Source organism: Mesorhizobium sp. BR1-1-2 (assembly GCF_020165435.1).
Classification (GTDB): domain Bacteria; phylum Pseudomonadota; class Alphaproteobacteria; order Rhizobiales; family Rhizobiaceae; genus Mesorhizobium.
This window is the reverse complement of sequence record NZ_JAIUID010000006.1, coordinates 331,317-348,713: the sequence shown is the minus strand read 5'-3', so window position 1 is coordinate 348,713 and position 17,397 is coordinate 331,317. Positions and strand designations below refer to the sequence as shown.

Sequence of the window (17,397 nt, the reverse complement as noted above, 5' to 3'; positions counted from 1 at the left end):
TTGGCAATTTCAGCGCCGCCGCCGACCATGCCATGCTAGCGATTGGCGAAAGCCGTGATGAACGAGCGATCTCCCTCCTTGTGGGGGAGATGTCCGGCAGGACAGAGGGGGGCGCCGTAGGGCTATACCGTCGCCGGCTGTTCGCCCCAGGCAACACGCCGGCCTCCCACCTCCCATGACCGCCTACCTCCTCAAACGCCTCGCCATCGCCGCCGCCACGCTGGCGCTGGCCTCCATGGTTGTGTTCGCCGTGCTGGAGATCCTGCCCGGCGATCCGGCGCGGCTGATGCTGGGCATGAACGCCAGCGCCGACCAGGTCGAGCTGTTGCGCAACCAGATGGGCCTCGACGCGCCGCTGGCATGGCGCTACCTGCACTGGGCCGGGGGCCTGCTCAGCCTGGATTTCGGCCGCTCCTACACCTATTCGGTACCGGTCATCGATCTTGTGCGGGAGCGTCTCGTCGTCTCTTTGCCGCTGGCGCTGATCGCGCTCGCCCTATCCACCCTCATCGCCATTCCGGTCGGCCTGTTTTCAGCGAACCATCGCGGCCGGATGGGTGACACGGCAGCGATGGGCGCCGCGCAGCTCGGCGTCGCCATCCCCAATTTCTGGTTCGCGCTGATGCTGATCTATCTCTTCGCAGTCTGGTTGCGGCTGGTTCCGGCCGGCGGCTTTCCCGGCTGGGGGGCCGGTGCCTGGCCGGCGCTGAAATCGCTGCTGCTGCCGGCTGTGGCGCTCGCATTGCCGCAGGCCGCGATTCTGGCACGCGTCACCCGTTCGGCGCTGATCGAGGTGCTGAACGAGGATTATATCCGCACCGCCCGCGCCAAGGGTCTGCCCTATCGCGCGGTCCTGTGGCGGCACGCGCTGCGCAATGCCATGATCCCCGTGCTGACCATCCTTGGCCTGCAATTCGCCTTCCTGCTCGCCGGCACCATCATCATCGAGAACGTCTTTTACCTGCCCGGCCTCGGCCGGCTGGTGTTCCAGGCGATCACCCAGCGCGACCTGATCGTCGTCGAAAGCGTCGTCATGCTGCTGGTCGCCGCCGTCATCGCCGTCAACCTCATCGTCGATCTTTCCTATGCCGTGGTCGATCCGCGCCTCAGGAGCCGGCAATGACGCTGCATCCGGACATCCCCGAAGAGACGTTGGGCAACATCCTCGTCAAGGCGTTCGGCAATCGCTCGTTTCTCGCCGGCTTCGTCGTCACGATGTTCGTGGCGGCGGTGGCGATCCTCTCCTATGTCTGGACGCCTTATGACGTGACCCGGCTGGTCATATCCGACAAGACGCTCGCGCCGTCCTGGGCGCACTGGTTCGGCACCGACCATTTCGGTCGCGACATCCTGTCGATGATCATGGTCGGCGCCCGCAATTCGATCGCCGTGGCTCTGGTCGCGGTCGGCATCGGCATGGGCGTCGGTGTGCCGCTCGGCGCTTTTGCGGCGGCGCGCGGCGGCCTCGTCGACGAGGCGCTGATGCGCATCAACGATCTCGTCTTCGCCTTCCCTGCCCTTTTGTCGGCCATCATGATCACCGCCATCTTCGGCCCCGGCGCCGTCAATGCCATCATCGCCATCGGCATCTTCAACATCCCTGTCTTTGCCCGCGTCGCCCGCGCCGGCGCCTTGGCGATCTGGCCGCGCGAATTCATCCTCGCCGCCCGCGCGGCGGGCAAGGGCAAAGCGCTGATATCAATCGAACATGTGCTGCCCAACATCGCCACCTTGCTCTTGGTGCAAGGCACTATCCAGTTCGCGCTCGGCATATTGGCCGAGGCCGGGCTTTCCTATCTGGGCCTTGGCGCCCAACCGCCAATGCCGAGCTGGGGCCGCATGCTGTTCGACGCCCAGACCCGCATGGTGGTGGCGCCCTGGATGGCGATCTTTCCCGGCATGGCGATCGTGATCACCGTGCTTGGGCTGAACCTCCTGGGCGACGGCATCGCCGACATCCTCGATCCGAAATCGCGGCGGCAACGATGAGCCTGCTGGAAATCGACAATCTGTCGCTGGCGATCGGAGACACACCGATCCTCAAAGGCGTCGAGCTCTCCATCGCGCCCGGCGAGGTGATGGGGCTGGTCGGCGAATCCGGCTCCGGCAAATCGATGACGGCGCTGAGCGTCATGCGGCTTTTACCATATGCCGCGCGTGCCAGCGGGCGCGTTACCTTCGACGGCATCGACATCCTCGCGGCAAGCGAGGATCAGATGTGCGCCCTGCGCGGCGACGATATCGGCATGGTGTTCCAGGAGCCGATGACCGCGCTGAACCCGCTCAAGACCATCGGCGAGCAGGTCGCCGAAGGCATACGCTGGCATGCCAAGGCAACACGCGCCGAGGCGGAAGAGCGGGCGCGAAAAATGCTCGACCGGGTCGGCTTGCCATCGGCAAAATTCCCGCTGTCGCGCTATCCGCACGAACTGTCCGGCGGCCAGCGCCAACGTGTCGTCATTGCCATGGCCTGCGCGCTGAAGCCGAAACTGCTGATCGCCGACGAGCCGACGACGGCGCTCGACGTGGTGCTGCAGGCGCAAATCCTCGCCCTCTTGCGCGACCTGGTCGCCGAGAGCGGCATGGGCCTGCTGCTGATCTCGCATGACCTCGCCGTCGTCACCGAGATGGCGGACCGCATCACCATCCTTCGTCGGGGCGAAGTCATGGAAGCCGGCGATACGGCACGCACGCTCTCCGAGCAGCTCCACCCCTATACCCGTCAGCTGGCGCTGGCCTCGATGCACGTGCCCGCACGCGCCCGGCCGCATGGCGCCACGGCAGCCAGGCCCTTGCTCGAGGTCGAGGGCGTGACGCGCGACTATCCCGGCCGGCGTACCTCACTGTTCAGGCGCGCCCCTGATATCCACGCCGTCGACGGCGTGTCGCTATCGATGGAGCCGGGCCAGTCGGTGGCGCTGGTCGGCCGCTCCGGCTGCGGCAAGTCTACCTTGGCACGCATGATCCTGGCGCTGGACCGGCCGAGTTCGGGGACCATCCGCTTTCGCGGCGAGCCCCTCACCGGCAAGAGCGAGGCGGACCTGAAGCCGGCGCGGCGCGACATGCAGGTGGTGTTCCAGGACCCTTATGGCTCGTTCGATCCGCGCCAGAAGGTCGAGAAACTGGTCGCCGAGCCGCTGCACGTGCTGGACAGGAAACCGGGGCGCGCCGAGCGCCGCGAGATGGTGGCGCAGGCGCTGCATGAAGTCGGCCTCGACCAGCACGACATGGAAAAGTATCCGCACGAATTTTCCGGCGGCCAGCGCCAGCGCCTGTCGATCGCCCGCGCCATCATCACCCGCCCGAAACTGGTCGTCGCCGACGAGCCTGTTTCGGCGCTCGATGTTTCGATCCGCGCTCAGATCCTCGACCTGTTCGCCGAGCTCAACCAGAAACTCGGCATCGCCTATCTCTTCATCACCCACGACCTCAGCGTCGCCCGTGCCATCACGGACGAGGTGCTGGTCATGCATGACGGCATGATCGTCGAGCGCGGCAAGACGAATGAGGTGCTGGATCACCCGCAATCCGAGGCAGCGAAGGCGCTTGTCGCCGCAGCGCCGGACCTGCACAGGGCAATTGCACGCCGTATGCAGGAGCAGGGGTGAGCGATCGGTTCGCGAAGCGAATCCGCCGTGTGAGTGAAAGGGAACAAATGCCGGAGGGTGCCGTGGGCAACCGGCCCCGCCCGGGATCCCATCAACCTACGGCTCCGATTTCACCACGTCGACCGGGCTGATGTCGAGCAGGTCGAGCGTGCGGCGCAGCAGGCGTACCTCGGTCTCGGCCAATTGCGCATCCGCCTTGGCGATCTCGGCCATATGCTGCGCCAGTTGCTTGCGCCGCTCGATATCGAGGTCGCGAAACAGCGCAATGGCCTGCGAGCCGTTGGTCTCGTAGCCGAATTCGTTGAGATATTCGATGACGGCGTCGATGCTGGTTTCCGGAATGCCGAAGGCATCCTTGCAGATGCGTCGGAAGGCAACCATCTCGCTCTCGCTCACCGTTCCGTCGGCCAGGATCATGCGGAACAGCATCAGAAGTTCCGCCGACAACACGGGGTCGTCCGCCACCTTGCGCACGCCCGGGTCGCCGTCGAAGATCGAGCGTATCTGGTCGAGCAGTTCGAATGCCATCGGAAGCCCCTTTGCCGATTCCTCTAATCCATGTAGCCCAAAAAGCGCAGCGGTCGGGATAACGACAGCACAAACACAAAATCCGGCGCGACGCTTGGATAGAAGTAGCGTGAAATCGGTCTTGCGCAAACGGGGTGTTCGTGATCGAAGCCGGAGCGTCTTTTGGCTTGATACTTCCCACCTGATGATCGACCTCACCTTACAATCCGTCGCCATGCTCGCCTTCGCCGGTTTTGCCGCGGGTTTTGTCGACTCGATCGCCGGCGGCGGTGGGCTGATTACCATTCCCGCACTGCTGCTGGCCGGCTTCTCGCCGGTCGAGGCGCTGGGGACCAACAAGCTTCAGGGGATGTTCGGCTCGGGATCCGCAACCATCCACTATGCCGCGAAAGGCCATGTCGACCTTCGCCGGCAACTGCCTTCTGCGCTGCTGGCGCTTGCCGGCGGTGCCGTCGGCGCCTTGCTGGCAACGGTCGTGCCCGGCGATCTGCTGCGGGCGCTTCTGCCGCTGGTGCTGATCGCCATCGCGCTCTATTTCGCCCTGAAGCCCAACATGACCGACGTCGATCGCGCCGAGCGTATGACGCCCTTCCTGTTCGGGATAACGCTGGTGCCGGCCATCGGCTTTTACGACGGCCTGTTCGGGCCGGGTGCCGGCTCCTTCTACATGTTGGCCTTCGTCGCGCTCGCCGGCTACGGCGTGCTCAAGGCGACGGCCCACACCAAGCTGCTCAATTTCGCCTCCAACATCGGCGGCTTCGTCGTCTTCGCCGCGGTCGGTGTCATCTCCTGGAAGATCGGCCTGATGATGGGCGTCGCCCAGTTCCTCGGCGCCCGCCTCGGCGCCAGTCTGGCCATGCGGATCGGCGCCAGGCTGATCAAGCCGCTGCTTGTCATCGTCTGCGTCGCACTGGCGGCGAAGCTCCTGGCAGACCCGGTAAACCCGCTGCGCGTCCTGATTGGCGTGTGACCCGCGCGCCTGATGGAATGCCACTTGGAGCGCCCGGCCAAAAGCCGGGCGCTTTTGATTCCGGTCCGGGCTCTGCTAGAGTCCTGTCGATGTCAATCGAGATGCCATGCCAGCAGGAACAGGACCAGTCAGTCCCCGGGCGGTTCGAGATGCGCCGGCGCCGTCCCAACCCTGCCCTCGCGGGCATTGTGTCAGACATTTGCGGTTATCGCGAAACGGCGCCCGGCTATTACCGCAATGTAGAATATGCCTCCCTTACCGTGCCTCTGGTCATCAGCTTCGCCGAACCCTTCGCCATCGGCCTGGGCAAGCCGCCCGGCGACAATGATCGCTTCGCCAGTTTCGCCGCCGGCCTCTATGCGGGACCCGTGATGATCGAATCCTTCGGCGGCGCCTGCTGCATTCAGGTCAATTTCACCCCGCTTGGCGCACGCCGGTTCTTTGGCCTGCCGATGAGCGGGTTGACGGACCGCATGATCAGCCTGGACGATGTGCTCGGCCCCGAAGGTACCGCCTTGCGCGAGCGGCTTGGCAACACGGCCGGCTGGAGCAAGCGTTTTGCACTTGTCGAGATGTTCGTCGCCGCCCGGCTGGCAGCTGCGCCGGAAACGCAGGTCGGAATTGCCTGGGCCTACGACAGGATCGTCGCCTCGGGCGGCCGCATGCGCATCTCGTCGCTGGCCGACAGGCTGGGCTGGAGCCGCAAGCATCTGGCGGGGAAATTCGCCGACGCGACCGGCATCGGCCCGAAGAAGCTGTCGCGCATCGTCCGCTTCAACCGTGCGCTTGGCCTGTCGAGGCAGCAAGCCGGCGATTGGGCCGACATCGCGGCCGATTGCGGCTATGCCGACCAGGCGCATCTGGTGCGTGAGTTCCGCGTCCTTGCCGGCGAGACACCGACAGCGCTCCCGGTTCCAGCACAGGCGTGAAGCCCGGGTAACATTTCTTCAAGACGCCGGCACAGCTGTCGCTCAGACTGGGTTCATCGATGAGCCCGAATGAAGGAGGTTGCCATGCCCGCATCACCTGAAGCCCCCCGCCTGTACCCCGCCTTGCGTTACAGGAACGCGGCAACAATGATCGACTGGCTGTGCGATGCCTTCGGCTTCAGCGTCCGTGCCCGCTACGGCGAAGGCGATGTCGTGCATCACGCCGAACTGGTCTTCGGCTCCTCGATGATCATGCTCGGCAGCACGCGCGACGATGACTACGGCAAGATGGTCGGCGAACCCGGCTCAGGCGGCGGCAAGTCGATCTACATCGCCGTCGACGACGCAGACGCCGCCTACGCCAAAGCGAAGAAGGCAGGCGCCACGATCCTCCAGGAATTGACCGACCGCGACTATGGCAGCCGCGAATTCATCTGCCGCGACCCGGAGGGCAGTGTCTGGTCCTTCGGCACCTACTGGCCGAAGGCAGGCGAAATGGCCAACTAGCTACCGCGCCAGCGAAAAGATCGCGTCACAGTCGAGATGGCTTTCCAACTGGGCCGCGACCTCGTCGAGAGCCCTCTCGACCTCGGCGCGATAGTCGATGCCGCCGCCCTTGACGCCAAGGCTTTCGAGGAATCTCCCTCGAAAGGCGTCGGCGCCAAACAGGCCGTGCATATAGGTTCCGACCACCTTGCCATCCGCCGAGACCGCACCATCCTCGGCGCCGTTGATGATCGCCGACGGCCGCAGCATGTCCGGGCCGGTGGTGCGGCCGAGATGGATCTCGTAGCCTTCGAGCGGCAGGTCGAACGGCACCGAGCGGGCGCTGACGTTGCGCACCGTCTTTTCCGGTTCCATCACCGTTTCAATGTCGAGCAGGCCAAGCCCTTCCGCTTCGGTGACGCTGCCTTCGATGCCGTCGGGATCGCGCACGACACGGCCAAGCATCTGGAAGCCGCCGCAAATGCCGACGACATGGCCGCCGCGCCTGCGATGGGCAAGAAGATCACGGTCCCAGCCATTTTCGCGAAATTTCAGCAGATCCCCGATCGTCGACTTCGAGCCGGGAATGACCACCAGTCCCGCATCCTGCGGCAACGGCTTTCCAGGCGGCACGAACACCACTTCCACCTGCGGCTCGGCCTTGAGCGGGTCGAGATCGTCGAAATTGGCGATGCGACCGAGCATCGGCACCGCCACCTTCAGCGCACGCGCCTCCCCGGAGGCAAGCCGTTCCAGCACCACCGAATCCTCCGAGGGCAGCCGCGCTGCCGCCTTCAGCCACGGCACGACACCGAAGCAGCGCCAGCCGGTGAACCCTTCGATCGCCTTGATGCCGTCGTCGAACAGCGAGACGTCACCACGGAACTTGTTGATGAGATAGCCGACGATCATGCGCCGGTCTTCCTCCGACAGGATTAGATGGGTGCCCGCGACCGAGGCGATGACGCCGCCGCGATCGATGTCGCCGACCAGTACGACAGGCACATCGGCCCGCGTCGCAAAGCCCATATTGGCGATGTCGCGGCTTCTGAGGTTGATCTCCGCCGGCGAGCCGGCGCCCTCGACGATGACGAGATCGGCGCCCTCGCCAACCTTTGCCCAGGAGTCCAGCACGGCGTCCATCAGCCGGCCCTTCAACGCCTGGTAGTCGCGCGCCCGCGCCTCGCCGAACACCTTGCCTTGCACGATGACCTGCGCACCGACATCCGTCTGCGGCTTGAGCAGCACCGGGTTCATGTGAACCGATGGCGACACGCCGCAGGCGATCGCCTGCAGCCATTGCGCGCGGCCGATCTCGCCGCCGCCAGCCCTGTTGTCGCCGGGAATGTCGGCGACGGCGGCATTGTTCGACATGTTCTGCGGCTTGAACGGACGCACCTTCAGCCCACGCTTTTTAGCGGCGCGGCACAGCCCGGCGACCAGCACGGTCTTGCCGACATCCGAACCCGTGCCTTGCAGCATGATGGCTTTAGCCATGGCTCAGCCCCTGCCCTGCGTCGCGGTCCCGGTGATCGTGGATTTCTGCGCCAGCGGCCCGCCGCGCCAGATGTAGAGCGCCAGCAACGGCTCCCTGCCGGTGCGCATGGCGTGATTGACCTCGGAAGCGTGGTACACGACCTCGCCGGCCTCTCGCTTGTGAAAGCTGCCCTCGCCCATGCGCCATTCCGTGCCGCCTGTGAGCGGGATATAGATCTCCTCGGCGACATGGTGGTGGTCGGGGTAGACGATACCGGGCCCAAGGATCAGCACGCCGGCGGCGACCTCGTCATTGGCGAAGTGGCCGCGGGTGCCGAATATTTCGAGCCAGCCATAATTGTCGATGAAGGCCTTGCCGAAATCCGCCTCGCCGTAAGTCTGGCCCCAGCGCAATTCGCCGCGCTCCTGCGCCAGAAATCGCACCAGTTGCTTGGCCCGCGCCGGTGTCAATTCGGCGGCGCGATCGAGATGGCGCAGGCAGCCGAGCGGATGCGGCTCAAGCTCGCGGGCGGGCATATCCCACTCTATGCGCGCCACCGCATCCTGCACCCGGACTTCATCCACGGAAGCGAGATAGGCGTGGAACCGATCTAGCAGCTCATCGAATTTTGTCGTCACATCTTGCTCCGAACATGCATTGACGCACAACCGCTCCGCGGCGGCTCGGGTTGCGCGGCGGCATCATTGGTCTAGATTGGTGCGCGCGCAAAGCCAAAAACGACAGGCCAGCGAGCCCGCTGGCCAGCATATAGGGAGCACGCTATGGACGCCGCGGTCGATGCGAGCACCAGCCAGTTCGAACTCAACGAGGACCAGCGCGCCATCCAGGAGATGGCTCAGGCCTTCGCCGCCGACCGGGTCGCGCCGAACGCGCTAGACTGGGACCGCAACAAGCATTTCCCCGCCGACGTTATCCGCGAGACTGGCCCGCTGGGCCTCGGCGGTATCTATGTCGGGGACGATGTCGGCGGCTCCGCGCTCGGCCGGCTCGACGCCGTGCTGATCTTCGAAGCGCTGTCCCATGCCGACCCAGCCTTTTCCTCCTTCATCTCGATCCACAATATGGTGGCTTCGATGATCGACCGTTTCGGCGACGACGACCAGCGCCGGCGCTTCCTGCCGAAGCTGACCTCCATGGAATGGCTGGCGAGCTATTGCCTGACCGAGCCGGGTTCCGGCTCCGACGCCGCTGCCCTGAAGACGCGGGCGGTGAAGAGCGGCGGCGACTACGTGCTGAACGGCGCCAAGCAGTTCATCTCCGGCGCCGGCGACAGCGATGTCTATGCCGTTATGGTGCGCACCGGCTCCGAGGGACCAAAAGGCATTTCCACCATCGTCGTGCCGAAAGATGCGCCGGGCCTTTCCTTCGGCGCCAATGAACACAAGATGGGCTGGCACATGCAGTCGACCCGCCAGGTCATCTTCGAGGATTGCAAAGTGCCGGCGGAAAATCTCTTATCGGGTGAAGGCGCCGGTTTCGGCATCGCCATGGCCGGGCTCGATGGCGGTCGGCTGAACATCGCCGCGTGTTCGCTGGGCGGGGCCCAGTCGGCGCTCGACAAGGCACTGTCCTACACATCAGAGCGCAAGGCGTTCGGCTCCAGGATCAACCAGTTCCAGGCTTTGCAGTTCCGGCTGGCCGATATGGAAACCGAGTTGCAGGCGGCACGCATCTTCCTCTACGCCGCCGCCTCCAGGCTCGACCGCAAGGCGCCGGATGCGGGCAAATGGTCGGCAATGGCCAAGCGCTTGGTCACCGACACCGGTTTCAAAGTCGCCAACGATGCGCTGCAGCTGCTCGGCGGCTACGGCTACCTGCACGATTACGGCATCGAGAAACTGGTGCGCGACCTGCGTGTGCACCAGATCCTCGAAGGCACCAACGAGATCATGCGTGTCATCATCGCCCGCGCGTTGATGGGGCGATAAAGTAGGCAGTAGGCAGTAAATGACCGGCAAAATCGATTCGTACAAGGATCTTATTGTATGGCAGCAAGCGATGGATTTGGCTGTCGCCACCTATTCTTTGACAAAGGCATGGCCAAAAGAAGAATTGTACGGGTTGACCAGCCAAATCCGCCGCTCAGCAACCTCTATTCCTGCAAACATCGCGGAAGGTTATGGCCGAGACAACAGAGGCTCTTACCAGCAATTTCTCCGGATTGCCCAAGGCTCGCTGAAGGAGTTCGAGACACATCTTCAGATTGCCGAACGAATTGGCCTTACCACGCCGGGTCAAGCTGATCACTTGCTGACATCGACCGAAGGCATCGGCAAAATGCTTCGCCAACTCATTTTCAGACTTACGCCAGAGTAGCCAGCCCTACTGCCTACTGCCTACTGCCTACTGCCTACTGCCTAGTCCCTACTCGATCACGGAGCACCGCCATGACCACCATCGCCTTCATCGGCCTCGGCAATATGGGCAATCCGATGGCCGCCAATCTGGTCAAGGCCGGGCATGCCGTGCACGGCTTCGATCTGGTGCCGGAGAACCTTACCGTCGCGCGCGAGCATGGCGTCGTCGTCATGGCCAATGCGCCGGCCGCGGTGAAGGATGCCGACGTCGTCATCACCATGCTGCCCGCCGGCAAGCATGTCCTGTCGGTCTACGAAGAGATCGCGTCCAAGGCAAAGAAGGGCGCGCTGTTCATTGATTCCTCGACCATCGACGTCGATTCGGCGCGCAAGGCGCATGCCATTGCCGCAAAGCACGGCTTGCTGTCGGTCGATGCGCCGGTCTCGGGCGGTACGGGCGGTGCCACGGCCGGCACGCTGACCTTCATGGCCGGCGGCTCCGACGATGCCTTCGCCGCCGCCGAGCCGATCCTGAAGCCCATGGCCGGCCGCATCGTCCATTGCGGCGGCGACGGCGCCGGACAGGCGGCCAAGATCTGCAACAACATGATTCTCGGCATTTCGATGATCGGCGTCGCCGAGGCCTTCGTGTTGGCCGAAAAGCTCGGCCTGGCGCACCAGGCGCTGTTCGACGTTGCCTCGACCTCTTCAGGCCAGTGCTGGTCGCTGACCACCTATTGCCCGGTGCCCGGCCCGGTGCCGACCTCGCCCGCCAACCGCGATTACAAGCCCGGCTTCGCCGCCGCACTCATGCTGAAGGATTTGAAGCTGTCGCAGGAAGCCGCTCAAGCCGCGGGCGCGGTGACACCGCTTGGTGCCGAAGCGACACAGCTCTACGGCCTGTTCAACGCGCAAGGGAATGCCGGCGCCGATTTTTCCGGGATCATAAATTTTCTGCGCGGCGCCAATCAATAAGTGGTTGATAAAGCTCGTTTTCTTTCGTGCGCTTCGCCGAAGAACCGCAAAATTTAGGTTTGCTTAAGCTCTCGATAACTCCGCGGTAACGATGTCCCTGTAAAACGGATTGCGAGGCGGATGTCGCGTCCGCCCGGCGCTCCGGATCAGGTCTCGCGTACCGGAGCCCGTAAGTTTCGCCAAGTGTTTGCGTAGCGAAACGCCAAGCGTACCTGGCAAAGCCGCGTTCCCGGTGGGGCGCGGTTTTTGCGTTCCAGGATCCGACATCCCTCATATTCCGATTGCAGCGTTCGGGATCGGCACGTGATCTTCATTGGTCAGCACGATCGGCGCATCGGCGCCATCGACCCGGACCACGAGCAGGCGCGTGCTCCACGTGCCTGCATTGCGAACCAGGTGCGAAAACACCGTGCCCTTTCCCTTGGCGCCGTGGATGGGAATGCTGAACCGCGCGTCACCCGTCCCATTCGCGTCGACGTTGAGATGGCCGCCGACCCAGAAATTGGCGGTCAAGTCGTCGCCGATAGCGGCTTTCACCCGGGTGTCGGCGCGAATGGCATCCATGGTCATGTGATAGGCGTCACTGTTCTTGATCATGAAAGGGATGCTGCCGACCATCGTCGCGCAGCCCCCGATACTGAGCACCCAGACGGCAAGACCGGCAATCGCCCAGTTGCGCTGCGTTCTGCGGAACTGCTCGGCATCGCGCCATGCACGGTTGCGCCATGCCCAGCGGCTGCCGCGCGCACCAAGCACGAGGATCATGACGATGTTGACGATCGGGATCAGCGCCAGCAGCGCGATGAAGGTGGAGTTGCCGATGCCCCAGATCCAGTTGAGGAAGAAGGCGCCCCAATTCCAGCGATCGAGCTCGGCCGGGATTTCGGCGGGCTGGTTGAGCGGTTGTCCGGCCATGGCATCCCCCGTCGGCAAAAACTGCCTTGGCGGTTGTAGCCGATGGCGCCGGCGACCGGAACCCTCCGATGCGCCTGGGACCGGCAATTGGGTCATCGACGGCCGGGCGTCTCGGTCACGAACGCCGGGCCATTTCTCTTACCGCTTGCGCAGATCCGCTTGCGCCAGGTCGAGCGCCTTGCCGATACGCTCGCAGGCCATGTCGATCGTATCCCGGGTCCAGATCAGCGGCGGCGACAGGATCATCGTGTCACCGGTAGCCCGCAGCATCATTCCGTTGGCGATCGCATGGTCGCGCACCGTCACCGCGGCACTTCCCGCCGGCAGGAACCGTTCCTTCGTCGCCTTGTCCTTGACGATCTCGATCGCGCCCATCAGCCCGATCGAACGCACCTCGCCGACCAGCTCGTGCCCGGCGATGCGCTCTTGCAGCGCCTTGGCGAAATAGGGCCCGGTGTCGGTCCTGACGCGATCGACCAGACCCTCCTGCTCCATGATCTCCAGGTTCTTCAGCGCCACGGCGCAAGCCACGGGATGGCCGGAATAGGTATAGCCGTGATTGAACTCGCCGCCCTTCTCGATCAGCGTCGATGCAATGCGATCGCCGACCAGCAGCGCCGACAGCGGCTGGTAGCCCGACGTCAGCGCCTTGGCAGTGGTGATGGTGTCGGCCTCGATGCCAAGCGTCTGCGCGGCAAACCATTCGCCGGTGCGGCCGTAACCGGTGATGACCTCGTCGAGCATCAGCAGCACATCGTATTTGCGGCAGATGCGCTGTACCTCGGGCCAATAGCTTGCCGGCGGTATCTTCACGCCGCCGGCTCCCATCACCGGCTCGCCTATGAAGGCGGCGACCTTGTCGGCGCCGGCCTCGAGGATGGCGTCCTCGACCGCCTTTGCCGCGCGCAGGCCGAAATCATGATCGCTCTCGCCCGGCAGCGACAGCTCGTAGGCGTACGGCGTCATCACATGGACGATGTTGGGCACCTCTCCGTTGAGCTGCTTGTGCATGGCGTCCATGCCGCCGAGCGACGTGCCGGCGATGGTCGAGCCGTGATAGGCCATCTTGCGCGAGATGATGCGGTTCTTCTGCGGCTTGCCTTCGAGCGCCCAATAGTGGCGCACAAGCCTGAGCGCGGTGTCGTTGGCTTCCGAACCGGAGGAGCCATAGAACACCTGGTTGATGGTCTTCGGCGCGATCTCCGCCAGCTTCTTCGACAGCAGCACGGGCGTCGGCGTCGAGCATTTGAAGAAGGAGTTGTAGTAAGGCAGTTCCTTCATCTGCGCATAGGCGGCCTCGGCGAGCTCGTCGCGGCCATAGCCGATATTGACGCACCACAGCCCGGCCATGCCGTCGAGCAATTCGTTCCCTTCGGAATCATAGATGAAGGCACCATTGGCGTGGGTGATGATGCGCGATCCGGCCTCGCGCAATTCCCTATGGTCGGTGAACGGATGCAAATGATGCGCGGCGTCGAGCTGCTGAAGCTGCTTCAGCGAATAATTCTGATAGGTCATGGATTTGATCTTTCCTCTGGAACCAATCCGGCTGCGCCGGGGCGGATTCTTCAGAGGATGGCGGGTGGCGAATAGCCGATGCGGGCGCAAAGCCGCAAAAGCTCGGCGCGCAACGTGCGCGGCGACGGCGTCACCGCGCCCCCAAATACCCGAACCCCGAAAAGGCCGGCCAATGTCACCCCGGGAGCCATGAGGGCACCTTAGAGCAAAGAAGGTTCAAGGTGAACCACCCTTTGCTCTGGTCCGATGGCTTTCGGTTCAGCCCTTCCCGCCCAGCGCCCTTTGCAGGAAAACGTACTTCATCGCGGCCTGCGCCGCCTGCGGCCGGCGGTCGCCGCGGCCGCCATGGCCGCCTTCGGTCTCCTCGAAGAAGAGGGTCCCGGCATGGCCGGCCTCCTGCAGGCGGGCGGCCATCTTGCGCGCATGGCCCGGATGCACCCGGTCGTCGGCGGTCGAGGTAGTAAGCAGCACCGGCGGATAGTCACCGGCCCCGACATGCTGGTAAGGCGAGTAGGCGGCCAGCCAGGTCGCATCTTCCGGCTTAGACGGATCGCCATATTCGGCCATCCACGACGCGCCGGGCGGCAATTCGGTGTAGCGCAGCATGTCGAGCAGCGGCACCTCGATGATGACGGCGCCGAACAGCTCAGGATGCTGCGTCAGCGAGACGCCCGTCAGCAGGCCGCCATTCGAGCCGCCCTGGATGCCGAGCGAGGCGGCTGTCGCAATGCCGCGCCTGACGACGTCCTCGGCCACCGCGGCGAAATCGTCAAAGGCGTTCTGCCGGTTTCCCTTCAGCGCTGCCTGGTGCCAGGCCGGACCGAACTCGCCGCCGCCGCGGATGCAGGCCTGCACATAGGCATTGCCCTTCTCCAGCCACAGCCTGCCGCGCACACCGGCATAGCCGGGCAGCAAAGGCACTTCGAAGCCGCCATAGCCGTAGAGCAATGTCGGCACCGGGCCCTTCTGGTCACGCCGCCTGACGACGAAATAGGGGATCATCGTGCCGTCCTTCGAGCGCGCCTCGAACTGTTCCGAGACGAGCGGCGAAGCATCGAATCGCGACGGCTGCGACTTCACGGTGGCGAGCGTCTCGCCATTGTCGTCGGACCAGATGATCGAGCTCGGCGTCAGGAAATCGGTAAAGGAGAAGGACACGCTGGAGCCGAAATGCTCCGCGTGGCTGATGCCGACATTGCCGTTTTCGGGCAGCGCGACAGGCTTCAGCGACCAGCCGCCCTTTTCGCGCGCGCAGACGACGACCTTGCCGCGCACATTGTCCATCAGGTTGATGAACAGCCGGTCCTGCGTGCGGGCCATGCCTGCGATGGACACCCGATGCGTCGGTTCCAGCAAAGTCTGGACGGGTCCGAGTGCGCCGGTTTCTACCCAGCGCGCCAGGTCCAGCGAATAGAGACCGTCGGGCTTGCACAGCGTGCCGTCCGGCGCCGTCCACGGGCTGCGCACACTGAAGACGAGTTGATCTCTGAAGATCGCCGTATCGGTCATGTCGTCAGGCAGCGGCAGGCGCCTGTTCTCGCCCGAAGGCAGCCGCAGGAAAATATGCGAAGCGAAGAAATTGAGCGTTCGTGCCAGCACGAGATAACGCCGGTCGCCATCGAACTCGAGCGCCGCGCCAACGGCGAGGTCTTCCTTCTGCGCCTCGAAGATCGGCGTCGCGTCTTCCAGCCTGGTCCCGCGCTTCCAGAGCTTGACCACGCGTGGATAGCCGGATTCGGTCTTGTCGGCCTCTTCAAACGCTGCCGAGACGATCACCGTGTCCTTGTCGAGCCAGCCGAAGCCGGATTTGGAAGCGGGCGCGCGAAACCCGTCCTCGACGAAGGATCTGGCCGCGATGTCGAATTCGCGCATCTCGCTGGCGTCGCCGCCATCAGGCGACATCGAAACCAGGCAGCGGTTGAAATCGGGGTAGAGCCGGCTGGCGCCGCCGAACACCCACTTCACTCCCTCCTTCGCCGCGAGCTGGTCGAAGTCGATGATTGTTTCCCAGTCCGGTCTGTCGGTCTTGTAAGAAGCCACCGTCGTGCGGCGCCACAGGCCCAGCACATTGGTCTTGTCCTGCCAGAAATTATAGACGTGGCCGTTGAGCGCGGAGCCGACGGCGATGTTGTCCTCGGCGGTCATCAGATCGAGCGCGGTTTCGAACGATGCCTGGTAGGATGGATCGCCCTGCAATTGCGCCACCGTGACCTCGTTCTGGCGATGTACCCAGTCGAGCGCCTCCTTGCTCGTCCTTTCCTCCAGCCAAAGAAAGGGATCATCGGTCGCCAAGCCAGGCTTTGTCGTCGAAATGGTCATGCGGGTCTCCGGGAAATCGGGGGGCGGCCCTGCCTACATCGCGTCAAAGGGCGCCGGATTCAAGGTGTCGAAGCCGCGTCATCGCGGCAGATCGCTTCAGGCCGTCACACGATCCGCCGCCGGATGACGGTCGCAGCCGCCAGCGCCAGGCAGATCGCGCCGAGCGTCACCGGCAGGCCGCTCGCGCCGATCCCGTCCATCACACCGCCCGCAAGCGGTGGGACGAGGATGCCGCCGATGCCCCACATCAGGGAGAAAGCGGCATTGCCGGCAACCAGCGCCGAGCCGCTGAAACGCTCGCCGAGTTCGATGATCGCCATCGTATAAATGCCGTAGGACACCGCGCCCCAGACGAAGATCATCGGCCAGACCAGCTGCGTTTCGATCAATAGCGGCAGCAGCAGACAGCCAAGCAGCGTCAGCACCAGGCAGATGAACCGCACCAGGCGCGCCGTCAGCCGCTCGGCCAGCAGGCCGAGCGGCACCTGCATGGCGATGTTGCCGGCGATCATCGTCGACAGCAGCGCCGACATGCGGGTCTCGGCGATGCCATAATGCGTGCCGTAGACGGGCAACAGCGCCAACACCGCCTGCTCGAATCCGGCAGCCACGACCACTGCCGACAAAAGCAGCCATGCCAGCGGCATGAAGCCCATCACCGAAAGTCGATGCCCGGCCTCGTCGACCTTGGGAAGGCGCCTGATCACCAGGGCCAGGCAGCCGCCGCAGAAGATGAAGGCGCAAATGCCGACCAGGAATGGTGGCCAGCCCTCCGTACCGACGGCCAGCAGGCAAAGCGGCCCGGCGGCGAATCCGGCCGAGATGATCGTGGAATAGACGCCCATGATGCGGCCGCGCCGGGCCGGCGGCGCCAGTGCGATCACCCAGATTTCGCTTAAGACATAGAGCGGATTGGTCACCGCGCCGATCAGGAACCGCAGCGGAAACCAGAGATGGAGATTCTGCGTCCAGCCGATCAGCGCCAGCACGACCGCCGAGAGCGCCGCGCAGGTCAGCGCCGTGCGCCCTGCCCCGAACCGCCGCGCCAGTGACGGAATGAGCGGCGACGAGACGATGAAGCCGATCGGCGTCATCGCCGCCGACAGGCCGATCATGACAGGCGAAACGCCCTGCCGCTGCAGGATGAAGCTCAAGAGCGGATAGGACAATCCCTGCGCGATCGCGAACACCGACACGGTCGCGATCACACCGGTGATCGCTGCCCACTGCATCGTCTCGTCGCGCTTCGGTTCCACCCGGTCCATGATCCACATCGCCTCTCGGCTGCAGGCTTAGCGTTTCGACCGGACAGCCGTAAGCCCCAAAGCCCGAACCCACGCTTGTTCCGGCCAAA

At 64.3% G+C, this 17,397-nt stretch carries 16 protein-coding genes; 9 read left to right on the top strand and 7 right to left on the bottom strand.

Features of this window, described 5'->3' with window-relative positions; translation table 11 throughout:
* Positions 1 to 175 precede the first annotated feature (175 nt).
* The 3 genes from LB551_RS16955 to LB551_RS16945 are packed head-to-tail and all read left to right on the top strand — an operon-like array spanning position 176 to position 3,608.
* Positions 176 to 1,123 (top strand): ABC transporter permease, encoded by a 948-nt coding sequence (locus tag LB551_RS16955; RefSeq protein ID WP_224659922.1) that lies wholly within the window; start codon positions 176 to 178, stop codon positions 1,121 to 1,123.
* Complete coding sequence (locus LB551_RS16950) at positions 1,120 to 1,989, top strand: ABC transporter permease (RefSeq protein ID WP_224659921.1); 870 nt, start codon at positions 1,120 to 1,122, stop codon at positions 1,987 to 1,989. The genes LB551_RS16955 and LB551_RS16950 overlap by 4 nt, the downstream gene beginning before the upstream one ends.
* Complete coding sequence (locus LB551_RS16945) at positions 1,986 to 3,608, top strand: ABC transporter ATP-binding protein (protein ID WP_224659920.1); 1,623 nt, start codon at positions 1,986 to 1,988, stop codon at positions 3,606 to 3,608. The genes LB551_RS16950 and LB551_RS16945 overlap by 4 nt, the downstream gene beginning before the upstream one ends.
* A 96-nt stretch (positions 3,609 to 3,704) precedes the next feature.
* Here LB551_RS16945 and LB551_RS16940 read toward each other — a convergent pair whose 3' ends face one another.
* Positions 3,705 to 4,136 carry a TerB family tellurite resistance protein gene (locus tag LB551_RS16940; protein WP_140551387.1) on the bottom strand — a complete coding sequence of 144 codons (432 nt, stop codon included), beginning with the start codon at positions 4,134 to 4,136 and terminating at the stop codon, positions 3,705 to 3,707.
* A 184-nt stretch (positions 4,137 to 4,320) separates the two neighbouring features.
* Here LB551_RS16940 and LB551_RS16935 point away from each other — a divergent pair, with 184 nt between their 5' ends.
* The 3 genes from LB551_RS16935 (at position 4,321) to LB551_RS16925 (ending at position 6,542) form a co-directional block, all read left to right on the top strand.
* A complete protein-coding gene (locus LB551_RS16935) occupies positions 4,321 to 5,106 on the top strand; it encodes a TSUP family transporter (RefSeq protein ID WP_224659919.1) in 786 nt (261 codons plus the stop codon).
* An 89-nt stretch (positions 5,107 to 5,195) separates the two neighbouring features.
* Positions 5,196 to 6,035: a helix-turn-helix domain-containing protein gene (locus LB551_RS16930; RefSeq protein ID WP_224659918.1), complete on the top strand. Its 840-nt coding sequence runs from the start codon at positions 5,196 to 5,198 to the stop codon at positions 6,033 to 6,035.
* A gap of 84 nt (positions 6,036 to 6,119) precedes the next feature.
* On the top strand, positions 6,120 to 6,542 hold the full coding sequence (locus LB551_RS16925) for a VOC family protein (RefSeq protein ID WP_224659917.1): 423 nt from the start codon (positions 6,120 to 6,122) through the stop codon (positions 6,540 to 6,542).
* Here LB551_RS16925 and LB551_RS16920 read toward each other — a convergent pair whose 3' ends face one another.
* Positions 6,543 to 8,018, bottom strand: a complete 1,476-nt coding sequence (locus LB551_RS16920) for a cobyric acid synthase (RefSeq protein ID WP_140551383.1) — start codon at positions 8,016 to 8,018, stop codon at positions 6,543 to 6,545.
* Between the two features lie 3 nt (positions 8,019 to 8,021).
* On the bottom strand, positions 8,022 to 8,636 hold the full coding sequence (locus tag LB551_RS16915; RefSeq protein ID WP_224659916.1) for a dimethylsulfonioproprionate lyase family protein: 615 nt from the start codon (positions 8,634 to 8,636) through the stop codon (positions 8,022 to 8,024).
* Between the two features lie 144 nt (positions 8,637 to 8,780).
* Here LB551_RS16915 and LB551_RS16910 point away from each other — a divergent pair, with 144 nt between their 5' ends.
* The 3 genes from LB551_RS16910 to mmsB all read left to right on the top strand — a co-directional run bounded on the left by LB551_RS16910 (position 8,781) and on the right by mmsB (position 11,291).
* Complete coding sequence (locus tag LB551_RS16910) at positions 8,781 to 9,947, top strand: isobutyryl-CoA dehydrogenase (protein WP_224659915.1); 1,167 nt, start codon at positions 8,781 to 8,783, stop codon at positions 9,945 to 9,947.
* Between the two features lie 19 nt (positions 9,948 to 9,966).
* The gene (locus LB551_RS16905) at positions 9,967 to 10,335 is read left to right on the top strand and encodes a four helix bundle protein (RefSeq protein ID WP_224659914.1); all 369 of its coding nucleotides are present in this window, start codon (positions 9,967 to 9,969) and stop codon (positions 10,333 to 10,335) included.
* A 71-nt stretch (positions 10,336 to 10,406) separates the two neighbouring features.
* Positions 10,407 to 11,291, top strand: coding sequence for a 3-hydroxyisobutyrate dehydrogenase (gene mmsB, locus LB551_RS16900; RefSeq protein ID WP_224659913.1), 885 nt, complete (start codon positions 10,407 to 10,409; stop codon positions 11,289 to 11,291).
* 270 nt (positions 11,292 to 11,561) lie between these two features.
* Here mmsB and LB551_RS16895 read toward each other — a convergent pair whose 3' ends face one another.
* From LB551_RS16895 to LB551_RS16880, 4 genes are all read right to left on the bottom strand, one after another.
* Positions 11,562 to 12,206, bottom strand: coding sequence for a cytochrome c oxidase assembly factor Coa1 family protein (locus tag LB551_RS16895; protein WP_224659912.1), 645 nt, complete (start codon positions 12,204 to 12,206; stop codon positions 11,562 to 11,564).
* Between the two features lie 138 nt (positions 12,207 to 12,344).
* Positions 12,345 to 13,724, bottom strand: coding sequence for an aspartate aminotransferase family protein (locus LB551_RS16890; protein ID WP_224659911.1), 1,380 nt, complete (start codon positions 13,722 to 13,724; stop codon positions 12,345 to 12,347).
* Between the two features lie 258 nt (positions 13,725 to 13,982).
* On the bottom strand, positions 13,983 to 16,043 hold the full coding sequence (locus tag LB551_RS16885; protein ID WP_224659910.1) for a prolyl oligopeptidase family serine peptidase: 2,061 nt from the start codon (positions 16,041 to 16,043) through the stop codon (positions 13,983 to 13,985).
* Between the two features lie 104 nt (positions 16,044 to 16,147).
* On the bottom strand, positions 16,148 to 17,308 hold the full coding sequence (locus LB551_RS16880) for an MFS transporter (protein ID WP_224659909.1): 1,161 nt from the start codon (positions 17,306 to 17,308) through the stop codon (positions 16,148 to 16,150).
* Positions 17,309 to 17,397 lie beyond the last annotated feature (89 nt).

Bases quoted from the DNA above. Each gene is read 5' to 3' on its own strand.
- LB551_RS16880 (WP_224659909.1), bottom strand. From the start codon at position 17,308: ATGGACCGGGTGGAACCGAAGCGCGACGAGACGATGCAGTGGGCAGCG.
- LB551_RS16905 (WP_224659914.1), top strand. From the start codon at position 9,967: ATGACCGGCAAAATCGATTCGTACAAGGATCTTATTGTATGGCAGCAA.
- LB551_RS16910 (WP_224659915.1), top strand. From the start codon at position 8,781: ATGGACGCCGCGGTCGATGCGAGCACCAGCCAGTTCGAACTCAACGAG.
- LB551_RS16920 (WP_140551383.1), bottom strand. From the start codon at position 8,018: ATGGCTAAAGCCATCATGCTGCAAGGCACGGGTTCGGATGTCGGCAAG.
- LB551_RS16890 (WP_224659911.1), bottom strand. From the start codon at position 13,724: ATGACCTATCAGAATTATTCGCTGAAGCAGCTTCAGCAGCTCGACGCC.
- LB551_RS16925 (WP_224659917.1), top strand. From the start codon at position 6,120: ATGCCCGCATCACCTGAAGCCCCCCGCCTGTACCCCGCCTTGCGTTAC.
- LB551_RS16955 (WP_224659922.1), top strand. From the start codon at position 176: ATGACCGCCTACCTCCTCAAACGCCTCGCCATCGCCGCCGCCACGCTG.
- LB551_RS16930 (WP_224659918.1), top strand. From the start codon at position 5,196: ATGTCAATCGAGATGCCATGCCAGCAGGAACAGGACCAGTCAGTCCCC.
- LB551_RS16940 (WP_140551387.1), bottom strand. From the start codon at position 4,136: ATGGCATTCGAACTGCTCGACCAGATACGCTCGATCTTCGACGGCGAC.
- LB551_RS16885 (WP_224659910.1), bottom strand. From the start codon at position 16,043: ATGACCATTTCGACGACAAAGCCTGGCTTGGCGACCGATGATCCCTTT.
- mmsB (WP_224659913.1), top strand. From the start codon at position 10,407: ATGACCACCATCGCCTTCATCGGCCTCGGCAATATGGGCAATCCGATG.
- LB551_RS16945 (WP_224659920.1), top strand. From the start codon at position 1,986: ATGAGCCTGCTGGAAATCGACAATCTGTCGCTGGCGATCGGAGACACA.
- LB551_RS16935 (WP_224659919.1), top strand. From the start codon at position 4,321: ATGATCGACCTCACCTTACAATCCGTCGCCATGCTCGCCTTCGCCGGT.
- LB551_RS16895 (WP_224659912.1), bottom strand. From the start codon at position 12,206: ATGGCCGGACAACCGCTCAACCAGCCCGCCGAAATCCCGGCCGAGCTC.
- LB551_RS16950 (WP_224659921.1), top strand. From the start codon at position 1,120: ATGACGCTGCATCCGGACATCCCCGAAGAGACGTTGGGCAACATCCTC.